General features: G+C 54.7%; 20 protein-coding genes and 2 tRNA genes. 11 read left to right on the top strand and 11 right to left on the bottom strand.

What is annotated here, in order from left to right:
* Positions 1–34: 34 nt before the first annotated feature.
* On the bottom strand, positions 35–1,246 hold the full coding sequence (locus SV253_04510) for an MFS transporter (GenBank protein MDY6775325.1): 1,212 nt from the start codon (positions 1,244–1,246) through the stop codon (positions 35–37).
* Positions 1,247–1,356: 110 nt separating this feature from the next.
* Entirely contained in the window at positions 1,357–2,166 is an 810-nt protein-coding gene (locus tag SV253_04505) for a helix-turn-helix domain-containing protein (protein MDY6775324.1), read from the bottom strand.
* 120 nt (positions 2,167–2,286) lie between these two features.
* Here SV253_04505 and SV253_04500 point away from each other — a divergent pair, with 120 nt between their 5' ends.
* Positions 2,287–3,921: a COG1361 S-layer family protein gene (locus SV253_04500; protein MDY6775323.1), complete on the top strand. Its 1,635-nt coding sequence runs from the start codon at positions 2,287–2,289 to the stop codon at positions 3,919–3,921.
* Positions 3,922–3,937: 16 nt separating this feature from the next.
* Complete coding sequence (locus SV253_04495) at positions 3,938–6,172, top strand: RND family transporter (protein MDY6775322.1); 2,235 nt, start codon at positions 3,938–3,940, stop codon at positions 6,170–6,172.
* Positions 6,173–6,187: 15 nt separating this feature from the next.
* On the opposite strand, the gene SV253_04490 is transcribed toward SV253_04495, so the two are convergent.
* Positions 6,188–7,528 carry a heme-binding protein gene (locus SV253_04490; protein ID MDY6775321.1) on the bottom strand — a complete coding sequence of 447 codons (1,341 nt, stop codon included), beginning with the start codon at positions 7,526–7,528 and terminating at the stop codon, positions 6,188–6,190.
* Positions 7,529–7,625: 97 nt separating this feature from the next.
* On the opposite strand from SV253_04490, the gene SV253_04485 reads away from it, so the two are divergent.
* The 3 genes from SV253_04485 (at position 7,626) to SV253_04475 (ending at position 8,193) form a co-directional block, all read left to right on the top strand.
* Positions 7,626–7,701: transfer RNA gene (locus SV253_04485), tRNA-Cys, on the top strand.
* Positions 7,702–7,788: 87 nt separating this feature from the next.
* A complete protein-coding gene (locus tag SV253_04480; GenBank protein MDY6775320.1) occupies positions 7,789–8,031 on the top strand; it encodes a DUF5518 domain-containing protein in 243 nt (80 codons plus the stop codon).
* Positions 8,032–8,040: 9 nt separating this feature from the next.
* A complete protein-coding gene (locus SV253_04475) occupies positions 8,041–8,193 on the top strand; it encodes a hypothetical protein (protein MDY6775319.1) in 153 nt (50 codons plus the stop codon).
* A gap of 69 nt (positions 8,194–8,262) precedes the next feature.
* Here the strand turns inward: SV253_04475 and SV253_04470 are convergent.
* Both SV253_04470 and SV253_04465 read right to left on the bottom strand, forming a co-directional pair.
* Positions 8,263–8,336, bottom strand: a tRNA-Phe gene (locus tag SV253_04470).
* A 53-nt stretch (positions 8,337–8,389) separates the two neighbouring features.
* Positions 8,390–9,115 (bottom strand): SDR family oxidoreductase, encoded by a 726-nt coding sequence (locus SV253_04465; protein MDY6775318.1) that lies wholly within the window; start codon positions 9,113–9,115, stop codon positions 8,390–8,392.
* 206 nt (positions 9,116–9,321) lie between these two features.
* Here SV253_04465 and SV253_04460 point away from each other — a divergent pair, with 206 nt between their 5' ends.
* Both SV253_04460 and SV253_04455 read left to right on the top strand, forming a co-directional pair.
* On the top strand, positions 9,322–10,581 hold the full coding sequence (locus SV253_04460) for a transposase (GenBank protein ID MDY6775317.1): 1,260 nt from the start codon (positions 9,322–9,324) through the stop codon (positions 10,579–10,581).
* A gap of 136 nt (positions 10,582–10,717) precedes the next feature.
* The gene (locus tag SV253_04455) at positions 10,718–11,332 is read left to right on the top strand and encodes a 7-cyano-7-deazaguanine synthase (GenBank protein MDY6775316.1); all 615 of its coding nucleotides are present in this window, start codon (positions 10,718–10,720) and stop codon (positions 11,330–11,332) included.
* 29 nt (positions 11,333–11,361) lie between these two features.
* Here SV253_04455 and SV253_04450 read toward each other — a convergent pair whose 3' ends face one another.
* The 3 genes from SV253_04450 to SV253_04440 all read right to left on the bottom strand — a co-directional run bounded on the left by SV253_04450 (position 11,362) and on the right by SV253_04440 (position 13,391).
* Complete coding sequence (locus SV253_04450) at positions 11,362–12,504, bottom strand: amidohydrolase family protein (protein MDY6775315.1); 1,143 nt, start codon at positions 12,502–12,504, stop codon at positions 11,362–11,364.
* A gap of 226 nt (positions 12,505–12,730) precedes the next feature.
* Complete coding sequence (locus tag SV253_04445) at positions 12,731–12,940, bottom strand: helix-turn-helix transcriptional regulator (protein MDY6775314.1); 210 nt, start codon at positions 12,938–12,940, stop codon at positions 12,731–12,733.
* A gap of 13 nt (positions 12,941–12,953) precedes the next feature.
* Entirely contained in the window at positions 12,954–13,391 is a 438-nt protein-coding gene (locus SV253_04440) for a hypothetical protein (GenBank protein ID MDY6775313.1), read from the bottom strand.
* Positions 13,392–13,591: 200 nt separating this feature from the next.
* Between SV253_04440 and SV253_04435 the strand changes: the two genes are divergently transcribed.
* The 3 genes from SV253_04435 (at position 13,592) to sod (ending at position 15,184) form a co-directional block, all read left to right on the top strand.
* Positions 13,592–13,990, top strand: a complete 399-nt coding sequence (locus tag SV253_04435; protein MDY6775312.1) for a hypothetical protein — start codon at positions 13,592–13,594, stop codon at positions 13,988–13,990.
* Positions 13,983–14,396 (top strand): PIN domain-containing protein, encoded by a 414-nt coding sequence (locus SV253_04430; GenBank protein MDY6775311.1) that lies wholly within the window; start codon positions 13,983–13,985, stop codon positions 14,394–14,396. Before SV253_04435 ends, SV253_04430 begins: the two co-directional genes overlap by 8 nt.
* 176 nt (positions 14,397–14,572) lie before the next feature.
* Positions 14,573–15,184, top strand: coding sequence for a superoxide dismutase (sod, locus tag SV253_04425; GenBank protein MDY6775310.1), 612 nt, complete (start codon positions 14,573–14,575; stop codon positions 15,182–15,184).
* Between the two features lie 208 nt (positions 15,185–15,392).
* On the opposite strand, the gene SV253_04420 is transcribed toward sod, so the two are convergent.
* The 3 genes from SV253_04420 to SV253_04410 all read right to left on the bottom strand — a co-directional run bounded on the left by SV253_04420 (position 15,393) and on the right by SV253_04410 (position 16,493).
* Entirely contained in the window at positions 15,393–15,674 is a 282-nt protein-coding gene (locus tag SV253_04420) for a type II toxin-antitoxin system RelE/ParE family toxin (protein ID MDY6775309.1), read from the bottom strand.
* Positions 15,671–15,859 carry an antitoxin VapB family protein gene (locus SV253_04415; GenBank protein ID MDY6775308.1) on the bottom strand — a complete coding sequence of 63 codons (189 nt, stop codon included), beginning with the start codon at positions 15,857–15,859 and terminating at the stop codon, positions 15,671–15,673. The genes SV253_04420 and SV253_04415 overlap by 4 nt, the downstream gene beginning before the upstream one ends.
* Before the next feature lie 124 nt (positions 15,860–15,983).
* Positions 15,984–16,493 carry a hypothetical protein gene (locus tag SV253_04410; GenBank protein ID MDY6775307.1) on the bottom strand — a complete coding sequence of 170 codons (510 nt, stop codon included), beginning with the start codon at positions 16,491–16,493 and terminating at the stop codon, positions 15,984–15,986.
* A gap of 103 nt (positions 16,494–16,596) precedes the next feature.
* On the opposite strand from SV253_04410, the gene SV253_04405 reads away from it, so the two are divergent.
* Positions 16,597–17,001 (top strand): helix-turn-helix domain-containing protein, encoded by a 405-nt coding sequence (locus SV253_04405; protein ID MDY6775306.1) that lies wholly within the window; start codon positions 16,597–16,599, stop codon positions 16,999–17,001.
* Positions 17,002–17,422 lie beyond the last annotated feature (421 nt).

The raw sequence follows: 17,422 nt of genomic DNA, 5'->3' as shown, positions 1-17,422 counted from the left end.
TGATACTTCTCTACCCAGCCTCAGCGGTCTCGGTTCAGTTGGGGTCGACGGTGTCCTCGACCTGTGTGTAGACTAAGACCGCACCGACCGCGGCTAGGAAAGAGCCGAAGACGAAGGGGTAGACGTAGCCGTAGTCGACGAGAAAGCCCGACGACAGCGGACCTATTGCTATTCCGAGACCGAAGCTCATAGTCAGGACTGAGAGCTGAGTTCCCGACTCGCCAGTCTTTGCTATGTCACCCGCGAGTGCGAGAGCGGGAGCGAAGACCATAGCACCCGCGACACCCTGTACGAAACGCGCGACTATCATCTGTGCGGGGACTGTGACGAGACCCTGTGCGACTGTCGAGGGTACGAGTAAGACGAGTCCCGCGACGATGAATGGCTTACGTCCTATACGGTCACTCACGCTGCCTATGGGTGCCTGTAGGAGAACCTGTGCGCCCACGAAGGCGGCGAACTCGACACCGAAGAGAAAGCTTCCCTGTCCGAGACGTGAGTTGACGTGTGTCTCTATCGCGGCGAGGAGGGCTATCCCGACCGCCATGAAGAGCGAGGCTACGCCGAGAGTGAAGACGGGATCGAGGAGTTTGTCCCCGTCCCCTTTGTAGAAGACCGACACAGAGAGGTCGCCTCCAGCTTCCTCTTCGAGCTCCTCGGGGTCATCGACGAGTACGTGGACTAAGAGGATGCTCAACATCGCCGAGACCGACGCGATGTAGAAAGCAGCGTTGAAGCCGTTCACAGTGAGACCCGCGACCATGTAGGGACCTGCCTCGACTATGCCGCCCGCGACTAGAGGTCCCGCGCCGAAGCCGAGGAGACGGAAGGTGTTGTAGACACCCATGTTGCTACCACGTGTCGTGTCGGTCGCAAGCTCGTTGACGAGTGCTATCGAGGTGGGTATTGTGAAGGCGACCCCAATACCCTGTACAGCACGGACGACGAACATGACCTCGTAGCTCCCGACTACTGAGTAGAGGAAGTTGGTGACCGCGAGTATTCCAAGACCCGTTATAACGAATATCTTCCTCCTCCGGAGTGAGTCGGAGAGCCTACCCGTGAAAGGCTGTCCGAAGCTGTTGAGAAAGCCGAACGACGAGAGGATTATTCCGGTTATGAGACCTATGCTTATAGCACCCGTCTCTCCGACTGAGAAGCCGACGAAGTCGCCGGTTATACGTCCGCTGTGTATGTAGAGAGGGAGTACGATTATGAGGAACGAGTTTCCGAGCGAGTCCGCCATACGGGCGAGAGCGAGAGCGAGTACACGTCTGTCGGTGTCGATTCCGAGGTAAGTTCTTGACTCCGAGTCCGACTCTGATTCTGACTCCGATCCTGACCCGGAACCAGACATCAGTTGGTACCTCCTTGTCTCTCTCTTTCACCCCTCTCCCACAGAGACTCGAATGTCGTGTGTAGCTCGTCGACTACACGTCCGTCCCTGAAGTTTATGACAGAGAGTATCTCCGACTCGTCGGAAGGATGAAGAACCTCTATACACGCCTCCGACGAGTCTATGACGTTGAAACGCTGTCTCGGGACATCGTCTATACGTCTCAGTTCGAGCCCCTCCTCTATAAGAAGACTCAGGTCGACGAGTTCATCGTCCTCTCCGGTTATGAGTCTGACATCGACGCCGTCGGCGAGTATACCGTAGATCTTCTCGACGAACTTCTTCTGTATCTCCCGCGGAGTGTCGCCCGAGCTAGCACAGATCAGTATCTCGTCTTCTGCGGTCGAGAACCTCTCGAAGAGAAGCTCCTTCGCGTTCTCCTCGTGAACCGCTGTAGTCCAGAATCCCGACCCCGACTCGACGGAGTCGTCGGAGCCGAGACGTGAGAGTAGATCCTTAGCCTCGTCGGCGGCTTCCTCGTACTTCTTCTCCTTCCTCGAAAGCTCTTTCTCGCGCGAACTCAGAAGTCGACCGACAGAGGTCTCGGGGTCGACGGCGGAGTACCTCTTGGGACGTGACTCGTCACATCTCACGAGAGACTTCTCCGAGAGAGAGTTGAGTACGTCGTAGATACGTCCCTTCGGCACCTCCGACCTCTCGGAGACCTCCTCCGCCGAGATCACAGACCCCTTAGCGAGAACTAGATACGCCCGAGCCTCGTACTCCGAGAGACCGAGCTCCTTCAGACGTTCGAGTAGCTCCGTGTCCATCTAAGTCGTCTTCGGAGACAGTAAACAACACTCTTATGGTTTCAGCTCAGGATAGAAACAACCTTCTGAGTGTTTAGATAGACAGTATTATGTACCGCCGAGACCCGGTTTAAGACAAGCATGAAACGTATATCTGTGTCTGGTATAGCCACGTTACTACTCCTTATCATGGTATCTGTACAGCCCGTCGCCGGGGCTGACTCGGTGATAGGAAGCCCCGAGATCGACCTCTCTGTGCGTGACAACCACTTCTCGTCTAACACAGACGCTACCATCGAGGTCTGGATCACCAACAACGGTGACCTCGAACAGGGAGGTCCCGCACAGCACGAACAGCGTGTCAAGACGGCACGTAACCTCCAGATGAGCATAGACGAGAGCCGACTTGACGCTCCGATAGACGTCCAGTCGGGAACCGTCTCTGTAGGGTCGGTTCCCGAGGGTGGCGCAGGACCCTACTCGTTCAAGATAGAGATTGGAGATGCCGAGCCGGGCACCTACCGAATTCCGGTCGAGGTGAGCTATGACTACACACGCTCGGTCGAGTACAGCGACGTCACAGCACCTCAGTACAACGACTTCTCGCGCGAGGAGACTAAGTACATAGAGATAGTCGTCGAGAGGAGACCCGAGTTCGAGATAGTCACCTCCGAGTCAGAGAACGTCTTCGCGGGAGACACGGGACGTCTCAGGTTCAGCCTCCGAAACACGGGTGTCGAGACTGCCTACGACCCACGTATAAAGCTGACATCGGAGACGGAGGGCGTCTTCTTCGGTGGTATAAACCAGAGACAGAGGTCGAGAACAGTAGCGTCAAGTCCCATAGAGCCGGGATCGGTAAAGGAGTACACAGTCAAGGTGGGAGCCGACTCCGACGTAGTACCGGGTAAGTACCCCGTGAATGCCGTCGTCGAGTACGAGAACACGAACGGAGTCACAGAGACCTCGGAGACCCTTCGCACTAACGTCGATGTGATGCCCGAGAGGACGTTCACTCTCGAAGACACCACGTCGGAAGCTCTCAGAGTCGACGAGGACGACGCGATGGTCTCAGGGAGGCTGACCAATACCGCTAACTCGTCAGTCAGAAACGTCGTCGTGACTGTCTCCGCGGATAAGAAATCAGGTATAACTGTCACCGGTGGAGAGTCAGCAGTCGGCGACCTCGGAGCAGGAGAGTCATCGAATGTGAGTTTCAAGTTGTCTGTGAGCGAGGATGCCGAGCCCGGAAAACGAGAACTCGTCTTCGACGTCAAGTACGAGAACGCCTACGGAGAGACAAGACGGTACTCCGAGCCTATACGCAAGAGCTTCGAAGTCGGTGAGGAGGTCGATCCCTTCAAGGTCACCTCGGTCAACACGAGCCTAACGTCGGGAGGCACAGCCGAGATGCGTGTCGGTGTCACCAACAACGCCGACTACACCGCCGACAACGTTAACGCTAAGATATTCGTGACCGATCCCATATCGAGCGGCGACGACGAAACATTCCTCGGTAAGATGAAGCCCGGCGAGACCAAGACCGCCGTCTTCACAGTCAGCGCGACTTCGTCAGCGATACCGAAGGAGTACACGGGATCGATAGAGGTCAGGTACGACGACAGAGGGGGTGACACCCAGTTCACCGACAGTCTCCCAGTAGGTATACCCGTCGAGGAGTCGGAGGGTGGCGGACCCCCGGTTCCGTACGTCGTCGCTGGCTTAGTCGTCGTGGTAGTCGCCGCAGGAGCCTTCGTCTGGAGACGCAGAACGTAAAATAAAACAAGACAAGATGGAGTTACTAAGAAAGCCGTTTGAGTACCTCGGCGAGAGGATAGAGAGACATCCCTTCTTCTTCCTCGGTCTCGCAGTCGTCCTTTTATTCGTAGCGGTGGGAGGAGCCTCACAGATAAACAGCGTGACGGGTGACAGGGCGTTCATAAGCGAGAACCCGACCTACGACCAGTACACTGAGAACTTCGACAGAGGCGCGATAGCCGTACTCGTGAGAGGAGAGGTCGACGACCCCAAGACGATGGAGGCGATAGACAGGTTCGACTCACGTATGTCGGAGGTCGAGAACGTCGAGACGGTCGTGAGTCCCGCTGACAGAGTGAGAGCGGAGTACGGCGGAATACCCGAGTCCTCAGAAAAGATAAACTCCGTCGTGGGGAATCCGAGGTACACAGTTGTACAGGTAATTCTCAAACCCGACCTGACACAGAAAGACGAGAAGCCCGTCTACGAGAAGTCGGTCGAGGCGAAGGACTGGGCGGAGTTCCCCGCGGGAGTGTCGGTCACCATCACCGGAAACCCCGCTTTCTCGGCACAGCTCTCCGACACGATACAGAGTAGCACACAGAGCCAGCTCCGTCTCGCAGTCGGTCTGATGATCGTCGCTCTCTTCTTCTTCTTCAGAGGAGTGCGTCTGCGTCTCCTTCCGATAGTCGCGGTCTTCGTAGGGGTCATCTATACCTTCGGTGCGATGGGTTACCTCGGAATACCCAACTCGACACTCACGAGTGCTGTCTTCCCGATACTCATAGGACTCGGCATAGACTACTCAGTACAGTTCCACCAGAGATACGAGGAAGAGCTCGACAGAAACCCGCCGAGTGTCGCGCTTCCACGTGCTCTCAAGGGAATAGGACCTGCGGTCTTGGTAGCTATGCTCGCGGCGGGACTCGGCTTCGCGGCGACGTGGATCACTTCGATTGGCACGCCCGCACTCGTCTGGTTCTCACAGACGTCGATCATCGGCATAATCCTGTCGTACATATCCGGTATCATACTTCTCCTCTCAGTCCTGACTATCTACGCCCACTGGAAGGAGAGAAGGTCGGATGTCGACGAGGACGACAGGGAGGGAACCTACACGAAGGAGAAGCCGAGACAGGAGGTCATGACGGCAACCCTCTTCGGCAGTATAATAGGAAAGGGTTCGAGGAAGCTGGCTCAGCGTCCCGGTGCCATCATACTCGTCGCAGGACTCCTCATGGTGGGAGGTCTCTACGTCAGCGAGGATCTCGGTACCCTCACAGACAGCGAGGAGTTCATACCACAGGATCTCCCCGCGTACGTCAACCTCCAGAACTTCCGGAGCGTGACAGGAGGAGGAAGTAGCGTTCAGTACTCGGTTCTCGTGAGTGGCTCGGATCTCCGGAATCCCGAGACACTGGAGTGGATGGAGGAGTTCGAGACCGTAGCGACGGGTAAGCCCCTGATTACGGGAGTCGACTCGCCTGCCGACCTCGTCAAGCAGAACAACGGGGGCGAGATACCCGCGACTCAGGCAGGAGTAGATGAAGTCATCTCACGACTCCCAGAGAGCCAGACTGCGAGGTACTACTCCGACGGATACGCACATATCACGGTCAACGCCGAGCGGGGAATGGACACCGACGAAGTACTGTCGTTCATCGACAACGTCGAGAGAGCGATAGAGACGAGTCAGCCGCCTCCCGGTGTCGAAGCCGATCTGACGGGGTCGTCGGTTCTCTCGCCACAGAACACAGTCAGCGGGATAGAGTCGAGGAACACGACGACAGCCCTCGGTGCCTTCCTCGTCTTCATGCTCCTTCTCGTCTACTACAGGAGCCCCGTGAAGTCAGTCGCGCCGGTAGTCCCGATGCTGTTCGTCGTGGGATGGCAGGGTCTATACATGTACCTACTCGGGATCAAGGTCTCACCCCTGAGCGCGTCACTCGGCGCACTCACTATAGGAATAGGCGCCGAGTACACAGTGATAGTGATGGAGAGGTACTTCGAGGAGAAGAGATCGGGAGCCTCGAAGCTCGACGCCGTCGAGACTGCGACCTCACGTGTCGGAGAGGCTATAACCGTCTCGGGTCTCACGACTATATTCGGCTTCTCGGCTCTGGTCGCCTCGCCGTTCCCGATACTCAGCGACTTCGGTACAGTGACGGTCGGAATACTCGGTATGACACTCGTCGCCGCGCTCGTGACACTCCCGCCGACACTCGTTCTACTCGACGGGATAGGGGAGAAGGTTAACGAGAACCTCTGACGTCTTTTCCTTTATCTATGCGAGGAAGACGTGGCGGGGTCTGTCTGCGAGTATCTCCCTGCCTGCGTCAACCGTGTCCTTGAAGGCGTCCGAGCGGAAGAATCCCATCGCGGCGTCCTTCGAGTCCCATCTCGAAGTTATGAACATGTCGTTCTCGTCCTCGACGTTTTCGAGGAGATATGTCTCCCTGTGTCCGTCCATGTCTTCGAGTAGCTCTCCGGCGTCGTCGAACATTCCCACGAACTCGTCCTTGTACTCGGGCTCGACCTTGTAGAACATACCCATCGTCGAGAAGCCGCTGCCCTCTCCGGCTTTGCGCGCTCCCTCTATCTCGCCGAGCTCCTCGTAGACCTCCTCGGCTCCCTGTCTCGACTCCCAGAGTGAGACGACGGCGTTCTCGGCTTCTGTGGTGTAGACGTCTGTCGATATATGTCCGTCGGCGTCTATGCCCGATCTGATCTCCTCGACCTCGTCGTGGAGGTCGTCGGCGTCTGCGTCGGAGTAGACGACCATTGCGAAGACGTCCTCTCCGTGGGGCTCTCCCGAGTAGATTCCTCTCTCCTCAAGCTCCGCCCTTATGTCAGTCGTCGGGACTTCATCACCCGACATGAATGCGTCGAGGTCGGAAGCGGGGAAACGGATTCCGGTGTAGAAGGGTCCGAAGTCGGCGTATTTCGCACTCGCCTCGTCGAAACGCATCTCGTAGACTAGGTGCTTGATAGGGATCATGTCATCGCCGAAGAGGTCGACACCCCACTCCCAGTCGTCAATTCCGACCGATCCCGAGATCGTCTGTGTGACCTCACCGGCGTACTGTCGTCCTATCATCCCGTGGCTCTTCATCATCTCCTCACGCTCCTCCTTCGGGAGGCTGTACCAGTTCTGTCCCTTCTCGCGCTTCTTGTTCATCGGATAGAACGAGACGAAGTTGGTGTCGGGTATGCTCGGGTAGAGACGTGACTCGACGAACTTCCTCGTCGACTCCTCGAGTTCGTCGGAGGCGATCTCCTCGTTTGTGTAGCCTCCGAGCTCTGTGACCGAGACGTGTGAGTCAGTGCGTGTCGTGAACTCCGCGAGGGCTGTCGACTCGAACTGTCTCTCTATCGCGTTTAGCTCTTCGAGTGTCTCACGCAGATAGATGAACATCAGGTCAGCCTTGTCGCCGACTACGGAGTAGACCGCCTGGTCGCCCCCGTCTCCGTCTCCGTCTCCTTCGAGACCTTCTAAGAACTCCTCGCCGTCGGAGGCTGCGGACTTCTTCTTTCCTCTCCCCGCCGACTCCCAGTCTTCCCAGTCGACGGTTCTCATGTCGTGGAGCATGTACCAGCCTTCTGCTGTGTCGGGTGCTTCTACCATACACGAAGATGTCCCGCGACGACCTTATATCCCCCGGATGACGGCGTCTCTCCGATAGGTTTTTGTCTCAAGCCGACCAACCTGAGTGCGTGAACGCGCCAAGGTGGCAGAGTCCGGCCTAATGCAGCGGCCTGCAGAGCCGCCTATCGCCGGTTCAAATCCGGCCCTTGGCTTGACTTTGACTGTCTTTAGTTAGTGTCGACGTCGACCACCAGAAGCCCTTAGTATGCAGGCACACGACTTCTACCACCGACTCACGAATGTCCTCGACTCAGACATACAGTAGGATATCCGAGACATGGAAGTACGCAGTCGTCGCCGGAGCCGCTTCCCTCCCACTGACTTTCCTGAGGTTCTGGCTAACAGGGATGGAGTACTTCTCAGTCAGCATGGTCTTCTTCGGAGGGATACTCGCGGGCTACTTAGCTGAGAAAAAGTCGTTGAACTCTAACTCCGTAGGAGCCCGCGCAGGTATGATAGGAGGCGTCCCGAGCGCGATATAGGTCTTGGTAATGGCGTCACGTAACGACTTCGCGGCGGAGTGGTCTCTGGCTCCCACCACAGCCATAACAGCCGTAGCGGCTGGCTTCGTGCTCGTAGTCAGCGGTGTGTTAGGTGTGATCGGGAGTGAGATCGGCGCGTGGATAGGCTCTAAGTTCGAGTAGTTATCTCTTCGAATTTAGAAATTAGGTCGCTCGGGAGGAGTTTCACCGCTCACGTTGTTCGCAGGAAAATGCCGCCTCCCGGATTTGAACCAGGGACAACTCGATCTTCAGTCGAGCGCTCTCCCAGGCTGAGCTAAGGCGGCTTCGTCTTACTGCATTACTTCTTTATAAGACTGGATGACATAACAGTTTTCATTTAAGCCGTCTTGCCGCCGTCGACCGGGAGTACGACACCGGTCACGAACTCCGACGCCGACGTGAGATAGACGACCGCCTCTGAGACGTCGTCCGGGGAGCCTATACTTCCGACGGGGATCGTCTCGGCGATACGTCTCTCCTCTTCCTCGTCCCTGTCGGGAGGTGAGAGGACTGTAGCGGGTGCTACGGCGTTTACGGAGATATCGGGCGCGAGCTCCTTCGCCATCCCCTTCGTGAGAGAGATCAGACCCGACTTCGAGGCGGAGTATGGGAGATAGCTCGGGTACGGCGTTATACCGCCGACTCCCGCGATATTGACTATCTTACCCTCGTCGATGACCTCCGCCGCCCTCTGTGAGACGAAGAAAGGCGCTCTGAGGTTGACGTCTATGTTGTGGTTCCAGTCGTCTTCGTCGACCTCGCCGAAAGGAGTCTCGTAGAAGACCGACGCGCTGTTTACGACTATGTCGAGACCGCCGAATTCATCGGCTACGTCGTCGACGAGGGTTTCAGACTCCTCAACCTCAGAGAGGTCTGCCTGAAACACCGAAGACTCGACGCCTTTCTGACGTATCTCCTCAGCGGTCTTCTCGGCGGCGTCGGCGCTCGTCCTGTAATGGACTCCAACGTCAGCTCCTTCGTCGGCGAGAGCGAGCGCTATCTCCTTCCCGACGCGTTTAGGACTCCCCGTCACGAGGGCTGTCTTAGAGTCGAGTTCGGACATACGTATACGACGAGGCGAAACCGGAAAACCGTACCGTCTGATGTGATGACAGAGGCTCCGTTCGGTTTATAGGCGGAGCAGGCGCAATACCACGGCGTTCACGCCGTGGATACGCGCCGTCACTCAGTTGACCTATCCATCGGCTACGCCACTGCTGGATATTCCACAATATTTAAAAAACAGACACTCATAACAATATGTAACGGATGCCGACAACACGTCGCACCTACGTTTGCCGCATCCAGAATCACTCGCAAGTAGCTGGTGCGCTGGACAGACACGGCTGGTCGGCATCCAAACTCTGGAACGTCGCCAATTACTACGCCCGCCAACAGTGGGACGAAACCGGCGAAATCCCCGACGAAGACGAACTCAAACGCGAACTGAAAACCCACCCGAAATACAAAGGACTGCATAGCCAGTCCAGTCAGAAAGTTCTCGAAGAGCTTTCTGAAGCGTTCAGTTCGTGGTTCGGCTCCGACGACGACCAGGACAACCCACCGGGATACCGTAAAACCAACTACTACGATAGTGACGGCAACAGAGTCCACGAAGAACATCCGCGCTCGACCGTGACGTGGAAGAAGAAAGGCATTCGCCACGACACGAAACACGACCATATCCGTCTGAGCAAAGGCAAGAACCACAAAGACGGACGCGATTTCATCCTCTGCGAATACGATACGCCGCCTGCTGTTGAACTGGAGAACATCCAACAGGTTCGTGCTGTCTACAACAGCGCCAAGAGTCGCTGGGAGTTGCACGTCGTCTGTGAGACGGAAATTACCGCAGAGTCGCCCGGCGAGAAAACCGCAGGAGTTGACCTTGGTATCTGTAATCCTGCTGTCGTCGCGTTCCCTGATGATGCCCTGTTGTATCCGGGCAACACACTACGTGAAGACAAGCACTACTTCCAACGAGAAGTATACCAGACAGAAGGGGCCCATGGCCCCAGCCAGAAAGCACAGTGGGCGCGTGAGAAGCTATCACGGCGGAAAGACCACTTCCTGCACGCCCTGTCAAAAGACATTGTTGAACGCTGTGTAGACCACAACGTGGGTACGTTGGTCGTAGGCGACCCCAGTGGTGTCGATGAAGACGACTGGGGCAGGCACGGCAACAAACGTCTGGATAACTGGGCGTACAAGCGGCTGATGAACCTCATCGACTACAAAGCCCGTGAGCGTGGCATCGAGGTAGAAATGCCAGACGAACGCGGGACATCATCGTCGTGTAGTGTCTGTGGCCACGCAGATGACGACAGTCGTGTTGAACGTGGCTTGTGGAAATGCGACCGCTGTGGAGTTGTCTCACATGGCGACGTGAATGGAGCCGATAATATCAGACAGAAAACGCTAACCGTAACTCCTCCATTGGGGGATAGCGGTAACGGCTGTTTGGCCCAGCCTCGCGTCATTCAGTTCAGCCGGACTCACGGATTCCAACCGCGAGCAACCGCCGAGTGACGTGTAAACCCTAATATCCCAACGCTGAGCAAATCGAAGATTTGCGATGTACGCGAATCTTCGATTCGCTTGACTCGGGATTCCCCCGCGTAAACGCGGGGGAGGAGGTCAAGAGTCGAGACCCACAAGACGAAATATGAAAGGGCTACTCTACAGCGGCGGGGTCGAGAGCGCCTACCTCCTACAGAGTCTCGACGGCGAGATCCAGCCCGTCTATGTCAGCTACGGCTTTCCGTGGGAGGAGTACGAGCGGAAGAAGGCGATGCAGCACGTCGAAAGAGTAGAGAGAGCGGAAGAACTCATGGAGATTGAGGTACGGCACGACGACCCTTCGAGGCTGAGACGTGACGATGTCAGTCCTGAGGACAAGTACTTCACCTACATACACGGCAGGTCGAGTAGTCTCATAACAAACGCCTCGGTCGAGTTGACGGCTATGGATGTCACGGATATCTACGAGGGGACTCTCGCATCGGGCGACAGATCCTTCCGTGACTCGTCACGTGGATTCTACGACGCGATCGAGGACGCTCTCTCGACGGGGCTCGACGACGACCTGAGTATACACACCCCGCTCTACGGCAGGGAGAAGGCGGAGATCGTCGCCGAGCTTATAAATAGAGAGTTCGAGGTGGGATTCGACGACACAGTCTCGTGTATACTCACCGACGACCCCGAGGGCTGTGGCGACTGTTACAAGTGCCACGAGAGGGAGAAGGCGAGAAAAGAGGCAGAGTCTCTTATCGACTGATCCCATTTTCGTCTTCGTCTACTATGAGTCTAGTCTACGAGGTCGCCGTCCTTTATTACGAGCCTCTGGTTCCTCCAGTTCGAGACGTCTTCGAGGGGGTCTCCCGACAGTACGAGGAGGTCGGCTGTGTAACCCTCGCGCACGTATCCCACCTTGTCGTCGATGCCCAAGAGCTCGGCGGCGTTCGAGGTCGCGGCGTCGAGTACGGTCTTCTCGTCGATGCCGTACTCCGCCATGAGTTCTAACTCGTGGAGGTTCTCACCGTGGTAGTTGTACGACGTACCGGCGTCACTTCCCATGGCGACCCTGACGCCGTTCTCGACCATTCTTTCGACGACTGCCTTCTGTCTCTCGACGGTTTCCTCCGCCTTACGTAGCTTCTCGTCGGAGACCTTCTCGGGATTCTCGATGGACATACGTGTCGGCTTGTGGGTCGGAACCCAGAAGGTACCGTTCCGCGCGAGAGTCTCGGCGGCTTCGTCGTCGGCGAACTTACAGTGTTCGACGCTGTCGACACCCGCCTCCGACGCCGCGAGTATGCCGTCTTTCCCCTCGGCGTGTGCCGCAGTAGGGACGTCCTTCATCTCGGCGACCTCGACAGCCGCCTCTATCTCGTCGCGCGTCATCTCCTGTGCGCCCCGTGTCGACGAGTAGGCACTCGAAGTCGTCATCAGCTTTATGACTTCGGCACCCCGTTCGATCTGTTCCCTCACAGCCTTTCTGACCTCTGAGACGCCGTCTGCCTCGCGACAGCTTCCCGAGAAATGTCCTCCCGTACACGATATACCCTGTCCACACGCCACGACGCGCGGACCGTCGATCAGATCCTCCTCGACCGCTCTGCCGGCGTCTATCACCGACGAGTCGGGTGCGTTGAGGTCTCTGACCGTCGTCACTCCAGCAGAGAGGGTCTTCTCCATGTTGTCGACGACTCGGTACCATCTCATACTGTCGTCGCCGTGTCTGTTAGTCGGGAGACATTCCGAGACGAGATGTACGTGGCAGTCTATGACACCCGGGACGACGTAGTCGCCGTCGAGGTCGTAGATCTCGTGGTCTCCGTCAACATCGGAGATATCGGAGTCTATCTCATCTATCTTACCGTCACGTATCAAGACGTCGCCGTGTCTCTCGCCGTCGGAGTCGGCTACTTTCGAATTTTTGAGGAGCATACCGGTTAATTAGCCCGAGATTCGTTAACCCTTCTGGTGTGAGGGTCAAGTTTAGAGCATGATGTTGTGAAGAGGAGAATAGGATTTCAGCCAGTTTGAGATTGATTTGACGAACTGTACTTAATCGCCTCAATACCAACGCTTTCTCAGCGTGTCACAGAAGGCATCCCACGGTCTATTCATCCAGACCTCTTGAATTTATATACGTGATACAAGCGCGAATCGGTCACTCCCCAACCGGTTCGATGTTGGGATCGAACAGCTCTTCGATCCGGCAATCGAAGTACGCAGCAAGTTTGAATGCCAACTCTAGCGATGGATCGTAGCGGTTACGTTCGACTGCGTTTATCGTTTGACGTGAGACGCCAACGGCTGTGGCTAAGTCCCCTTGACTTATCCCTTTGCGTTCGCGGTAAACATCTATTTTATTTTTCATGGATACGTCGCTGCTATTCGTACTGTCGTTTTACATACCAGTGAGCAGCTCCGAAGATAAACGTCAACAGGAGATAACTCCAGATCGCTCCTCGGATAGCTGCGGGAGCGGTATACACGCCAGTCGTGCTGAGGACGACATCTGCCGGAATTCCGATGATAACGACAGCGGTAATGAATGTCAATGTCGCTTGGCTTGCTTCCCGCTCCGTGTGCTGTTCGAATTCATCCCTGAGTGCAACTGGCGAGTACCAGTATCCGATTCCCATTCCGATGGCACCGAGCCAATAAAGCCCTAATCCGGCGAAGAGCACAAGCTGTTCTTCGGTGACCATCCATATCGCCGTCGCAATGAAGAAACTCGCAACACCGAACCCAACGGATCTGTTGATCCACTTGGTGTACTGTTCGCGCTTCCGGACTTGTTGTTTCGCGGTGAGTTCTTCTGTCATTGGCACCAGGATGTAAAACACCCTTTACAGTAAAGAATACTTTACATCAATATAAGAGTTTCGTACCGAGTTTGATCGCGGCTGCCACCGCCTGTTAAAAGTGCTGAATGTACGGTCTGTATCTAAACTACCCTGCGTAACACACCGCCCATATAACACGAGTAAATAGGCTTAAGTATAATCCATTCGTACGTCGTTCTATGAGTGGAGAGAGACCGCGACGCGAAGACGGGACGTTCGAGAAAACAGTCACCGAACAAGACATACTGAAGACACTCGACAGTGACGACGCTCCTATAATGACGGCTAAGGAGATAGCCGACGAGCTCGACGCCTCGAACGTCATCGTAGGAGAAAGGCTCAAAGAGATGCACGACAGCGGGCTCGTAGGACGAAAGAAGACAGGTGCACGTGCCGTCGCATGGTGGGCTAAAGTCAAGCCCCAACCCGAGGTCGACGCCGACATCGAGGATATGGACGCATCTGACTTCCGCGGAATCATAAAGACAGACAAGACAGCTAAGCAACTCGTCGAAGAAGCCCGTGAGAAGGATCGCGAGCGCGAAGAGCGTCTTATGGACGTAGCGAAGAATGAATAAGGAACGTATCGTCTTCGACACGGAACCACTCGTCGCACAAGCCGCCTCAGAAACGGGCGAGGAGGTAGTAGAGTCATACCTTAACCGCGTCAAAGAAGGCGACCTCGAAGGCTTCGTCAGTCCTGTTACCCTAACCGAGGTCAAGTACATAACACAGAGAGTTGAGACAGCTATACCGACTGACGTCTTCCTTAGTTGGATACAGACCCTACTACACAGAGTAGACGCGTCGGACTGTTGGAATGACGCAGCACGATACAAGGAAAAACACCAGATCGCACTCGGAGACGCCTACTCTCTAGCAACCGCTAACTACGTCGACGGCACTCTCCTCGCCGGAGCTGACGACGACTTCGACACAATCGACGACGTCGAAGTCGATAGATTCAGAGAAGACCCCGTATAGACCACCGTGGTTATGTCACAAAACGGGCAAAGAGAGACAAAGATGTCTGTAACTACACCGGTACTGGGTATCTTTTCGGAGAAAATGCTTTCGCAGCTTGGTACAGATGGATGAGACGAGAAAAAACCAATACGAGCGGTAACTTCATGTAAGGTAAGTGCATACTTTGATACCGTATGTCGCATGAACTGCCTGAACTGCCGTACGATTACGACGCTCTTGAACCGCACATAAGCGAACAGGTCGTCCGCTGGCACCACGACACTCACCATCAGGGATACGTAAACGGACTCAACAGCGCCGAGGAGACGCTTGAGGAGAACCGCGAGGCAGGAGACTTCGACGGAAGTGCCGCCGCGATGAGAAGCATGAGCCACAACGGCTGTGGACATTATCTCCACACTCTCTTCTGGGAGAACATGTCGCCCAACGGAGGCGGAGAGCCCGAGGGAGAGCTCGCCGACCGCATAGAAGAGGACTTCGGAAGCTACGAGGCGTGGAAGGGAGAGTTCAAGGAGGCAGCCGGCTGGTCCGCGGGTGGCTGGGCACTTCTCGTCTACGATCCCGTCTCCGACTGCCTGCGTAACCTCGCTGTCCAGAAGCACAACGACGGCGCGCTCTGGCACACACATCCCATCTTCGCAGTCGATGTCTGGGAGCACTCGTACTACCACGACTACGGACCTGACCGCGGCGACTTCGTCGACAACGTCTTTGAGGTCGTCGACTGGGACGACATAGCCGAGAGGTACGAGACGGCGAAGGAACTAGGCGAGCTTCACGGCTAAGTAAGAAACACAGACGTACGTCTATTTTTTTGGCGAGCTGTACCGGAGCTGGGAGCGGTTAGGTTTCTGGGCGATGCGATGTACTCACGCATCGAATCCATAGAGTTCGAGACGGAGCTTTTCGGTATCTTCGTCCTTAATGGATCGAGATACTGCCTCTATGAGTTTTAACCAACGTTCCAGAGGATCTTCGAAGATGTTGTTAGCCTCACGCACCGTATTTTTTGTGTGCGTCATCGATAGGAAGTATTTCTCGGACACGTACCTCATCGTCCGCGATAGTATAGAACGCCGTATACGTCCTTCCTATGTGTAGTCGGTACATTACACGTCCATCGACCGGAAGCTTCTCTTTGTCGCCTTTACCTTCTCCTGGATACGGGTTCTCACCCAGTTTCTCAAGGTTCTCTTTGACAATGTGTTCACTTTTGTCGTCGAGATCGGAGAGGAACTCTCTGGGCTGTTCTCCTAACAGAACTCGGTAACTCATAGATCTTCGAGAGCGACGTACTCGTCGTCGTCAGTCTCTTCTAGAAGACGGCGTCTGTTCTCCTCCCTTCTCTTTTCTATCAACTCCTGTATCAGTTCGTCGTAAGTCTCACCTGCCTGTTTCATCTCACTTAGCTCCTGCCAGGTGTCTTCTGTCACAGGTATTCTCTTGTCTGCCTTGCTCATACTATACTGTAAAAACTGTAAGGATTATAAGCCCTGTGGGTAGAAGATCTAACCAACGCCTTCTAGAGAAAAATTATTGATTAGCTCGCGGTATGTTATGCTCAAAATCAGGTATGTGTGTTTCTTAGACAGATTCTTCTTCTGTTTTAGAAGGCAACTTTTCTGTGGACTCTACGAGTTCGTCTCTGTCCCTCCATCTGTATAGTCTGTTGAGTTTGTCTAACTCTTCGAAGACTCCTTTGTGCATAGGACTGTACGGATCTTTCTCCTCGTACTCTCGCTTTAGGACATATGATTTCTTTTTTAGCCAGTCTGCGAACCGTATACCGCCTGATTCGAGCCTGAAATCCCCCTCTGAATCCTCTGCGACCCCAACTACATAACTTGATATCTTAGCTATTAATTCGAATTTGTCTGTGAAGTTTCTCAGGGAGAGTAATATGTCACTCATCAGAAAAGCATAGGCATCCTTTCTTCTATTTAGTCTGTCTTTAACTAAATCTAGATTCCTTATTTTGGTGTAATTGCCGAGCACGAAGTAGCTTGTACCATATCTGAGCACAGGACGTATCTCATTTTGGTTAACCGTGTCAAGTATCTCGTTTAGCTCCTCTGGCTCGATCTCTTCAGTCATCTCTGTGGTATCTACGTCCTGACTCATTATATTAGTTAATACATGACTTAGTAGCTAAGTTAGCCTACGTAAAGCTATAGTACTTGGAGACTGTAGATGACCTATGAGCATCGAAGAGAGTGGGGATAGATCAACAGTACAAGACCTCAGTCTGATGCTTCAAGAGACCCGTCTTAAGATTCTTGAGCTCATAATCGGACATCCCAAGCAGTCTATAAGTATGGGAGAGCTCGACTACATGATCCCCGATAAAAGCGAGGCAACTATCCGTAACCACATAGAGAAACTCGTTGATGCCGGTATACTTGAAGAAAGAGAACTCGAAGACGAGAAAAAGTCTAATGACCTACCCTACAAGTTCTATGAGATCTCGGATAAAGGAGAAGATCTGATTGAAGTTCACAGCTTGATGAAAGCCGAGGATAAGCTGAACGAGCTATATCAACGTACTAAGAGAGATCGTATAAAGGACTATGAGAACGCTCCTCGTCCAACCCATAATCTTTGAATGACTGTCCATCTTCGAGAACTTCCTCTTCGACGACTGTCTTGAGTGCGAGCACACCTTCTTTCAGACTCTCTATTTCCTTAACTTTTTTCTCGCTCATGGATTCTATGTTTATAAAAATGTAGGGGGTAGGCCGGGTTGTTGATTATTGTGTGATTCTTGGAGCTTACGCGATTCCCGCCCGGTCGTCAGACTGCGTCTGGCGAGCAACCAGAACGCAGTTCTGGTGACGTCCCCAGAACGCTTCGCGTCCTGGTGTGCGAACGAGACGCATCGCGTCTCGTAAACGTTCGAAAGACGCTTTGCGTATTTCGAGCCCACAAGACCGAAGGTCTTGTGAACGCCGTAAACGGCGGGACTCCCTCGCTGATTAGGTGGCGCGACGGATCGAGGTGCTCTTCTCGACTTCCGTGATACCTTC

The organism is Candidatus Afararchaeum irisae (assembly GCA_034190545.1).
GTDB lineage: Archaea > Halobacteriota > Halobacteria > Halobacteriales > Afararchaeaceae > Afararchaeum > Afararchaeum irisae.
Note: the sequence above shows the minus strand (reverse complement) of the source record. Positions and strands in the feature narration are given on the sequence as shown.